Annotated in this window: 3 protein-coding genes and 1 pseudogene; 2 read left to right on the top strand and 2 right to left on the bottom strand. The window is 61.8% G+C overall.

What is annotated here, in order from left to right:
* Together AC1DUU_RS28710 and AC1DUU_RS28705 are read left to right on the top strand one after the other, a co-directional pair.
* Window positions 1-156: glutaredoxin domain-containing protein (locus AC1DUU_RS28710; RefSeq protein WP_476786729.1), on the top strand; the 156-nt coding region annotated here is incomplete at its 5' end.
* A 90-nt stretch (window positions 157-246) separates the two neighbouring features.
* Window positions 247-1,512, top strand: a complete 1,266-nt coding sequence (locus AC1DUU_RS28705) for a multidrug effflux MFS transporter (RefSeq protein ID WP_476786728.1) — start codon at window positions 247-249, stop codon at window positions 1,510-1,512.
* 53 nt (window positions 1,513-1,565) lie between these two features.
* Here AC1DUU_RS28705 and ttcA read toward each other — a convergent pair whose 3' ends face one another.
* Complete coding sequence (gene ttcA, locus AC1DUU_RS28700; protein WP_476786727.1) at window positions 1,566-2,405, bottom strand: tRNA 2-thiocytidine(32) synthetase TtcA; 840 nt, start codon at window positions 2,403-2,405, stop codon at window positions 1,566-1,568.
* Window positions 2,406-2,582: 177 nt separating this feature from the next.
* A pseudogene (locus AC1DUU_RS28695) lies at window positions 2,583-2,703 on the bottom strand (30S ribosomal protein S4); the annotation flags it as partial.

Raw genomic sequence — 2,703 nt, 5'->3', positions numbered from 1 at the left:
GGCATCAAGGACTACTCCAACTGGCCAACGATCCCGCAGCTCTACGTCAAGGGCGAGTTCGTGGGCGGCTGCGACATCATCCGTGAGATGTTCCAGGCCGGCGAGTTGCAGTCGTTCCTTCAAGAGAAGGGCGTGAGCGTCAAGGGCGCCGCCTGATTTAAAAGTACCGGCTCCGGCCTGTTCCGGGGTCCATTTGTGGCAAATGCGCCGGCTTTCCGGCGCATTTCCGTTTGAATTGGATTCCTGATGGAACAGAAAGTCTCTCCGAGCGCCCAACCGGGCGTGTTTCCGATTCCGCGTTGGGAATTCATCGCGCTGGCCGCAGCGCTGATGGCGGTCAATGCGCTCGCCGTCGACATCATGTTGCCGGCGCTCCAGCAGATCGGGTCCAGCCTCAATGTCGAGAGTGAAAACCACCGCCAATATGTGATCACCGCCTATTTTGCGGGCCTGGCGCTGGCACTGCTTGCCTATGGCCCGGCCTCCGACCGGTTCGGCCGGCGCAAACCGCTGCTGTTTGGCCTCGGCATCTATATAATTGCTGCCTTTGCCGCAGCTTTCGCGCCAAGCTTCGAAACTTTGCTTTTGCTGCGCTTCGTCCAGGGAATCGGTGCGGCCTCGACGCGCGTGATCGCGGTCTCGGTGGTGCGCGACCGCTTCGGCGGACGGCAGATGGCCGAGATCATGTCGCTGATCTTCATGGTGTTCATGATCGTGCCGGTGCTAGCCCCCGGAATTGGCCAGATCGTCATGCTGTTTTCGGAATGGCACATGATCTTCATCGTCATGGCCGTGTCGGCGCTTGCCATCACCATGTGGGCGGCGATCCGCCTGCCCGAGACGATGCATCCGGAGGATCGCCGGCCGCTGTCGGTGCTGTCGATCGCCAGGGGCTTCCGCACCGTGCTCACCACGCGCATGTCGCTGTGGTACACGCTGGCGTCGATGACGATCTTCGGCGCGCTGTTCGGGTTCATCAACTCGGCACAGCAGGTCTATGTCGGCCTCTACGGGCTCGGCGTGTGGTTCCCGCTGGTCTTTGCGGCGATTGCCGGCATGATGTCGGTGTCATCGTTCCTCAACTCGCGCCTGGTCGTCAAGCTCGGCATGCGCAAGCTATCGCACGGCGCGCTGCTCGGCTTCCTCTTGGTGAGCGCGATCTGGCTCATCTGGTCGCTGACCGGACCCGTGCCGTTTGGGGCCTTCATCGTGCTATTTGCGCTGGCGATGTTCCAGTTCGGCTGGATCGGCTCGAACTTCAACTCCATCGCCATGGAGCCGCTCGGCCATATCGCGGGTACGGCCTCATCGGTGCAGGGCTTCATGCAGACGCTCGGTGGCGGACTGATCGGGGCCGCGATCGGCCAGTCCTTCGACGGCACGACAGTGCCATTGGCGATCGGCTTTTGCGGCGTTGCTGCGGTCGGCTTGGTGATGGTGCTGATTGCCGAGAAGGGAAAACTGTTCCACGGCCAGCATGACACGACACCGGTGCTGACAGACGCTCACTGAGCGCAGTCAGGCCCGAAAGCCGATTCTGGTTTTCGGGCCGGCGCTGCAGGTGGCTACAGACTCGTAAAATCGAACAGCTTGCGGTCGAGCAAATGCGAGGGCCGCGTATTGGAAAGCGCCCGCAGCATCGTGTCCTTGCGGCCCGGCATGCGCTTTTCAATGTCGTCCAGCATCGCCTTCATGGCGTTGCGCTGGAGCCCTTCCTGGCTGCCGCACAGGTCGCAGGGGATGATCGGGAACTTCATGCCATCGGCGAATTTGGCGAGGTCGGCCTCGGCGCACAGTGCAAGAGGCCTGAGCACCATGACGTCGCCCTCGTCATTCATCAGCTTGGGCGGCATGGCGGCAAGGCGGCCGCCATGGAACATGTTCATGAAGAAGGTTTCGAGGATGTCCTCGCGGTGGTGGCCGAGCACCAGGGCCGAGCAGCCCTCCTCACGCGCGATGCGGTAGAGGTGCCCTCGCCTCAGCCGCGAGCACAATGAACAATAGGTATTGCCCTCGGCGATCTTGTCGGTAACCACCGAATAGGTGTCGCGGTACTCGATGCGGTGGGCGATGCCATTGGCATTGAGGTAGTCGGGCAGCACGTTCTTGGGAAAGTTCGGCTGGCCCTGGTCGAGATTGCAGGCAAGCAGCTCGACCGGCAGCAGGCCGCGCCATTTGAGATCCATAAGCACCGCAAGCAGGCCGTAGGAATCCTTGCCTCCCGACAGCGCCACCAGCCAGCGCTCGCCCGGCTTGGCCATGGCGTAGTCCTCGATCGCCTGGCGGGTGAGCCGCAGCAACCGCTTGCGCAGCTTGTTGAACTCCACCGAGGACGGCGCGTCGCGATAGAGCGGGAATRCACCTTCGGCAGGCTCGGCCAGCGCATCTGCTTCGTGAATACCCATGAGGCCTTCCTTACACTCGGCATCGGCCGGGCCAGCGCCCGACTTGACCACTTGGAGCGCATATTTCGCATTATCGGCTGCGGTGCAAGGCGCTGAAGGAGCGTACAGCACCACGGACAAACGAAAAGAGCGGCCGTTTCCGGCCGCTCTCTGCAATTCGATGCTGATCCGGAGGGATTAGCGCGAATAGAATTCGACGACGAGGTTCGGTTCCATCTGCACTGCGTACGGAACGTCCGACAGGCCGGGAACGCGAGCGAAGGTCGCAACCATCTTGTTGTGATCGACTTCGATGTAG

It is taken from the genome of Aminobacter sp. P4_H6_2 (genome assembly GCF_056400805.1).
The sequence above is the reverse complement of the archived record's forward strand: the minus strand, read 5'-3'. Positions and strand labels throughout refer to the sequence as shown.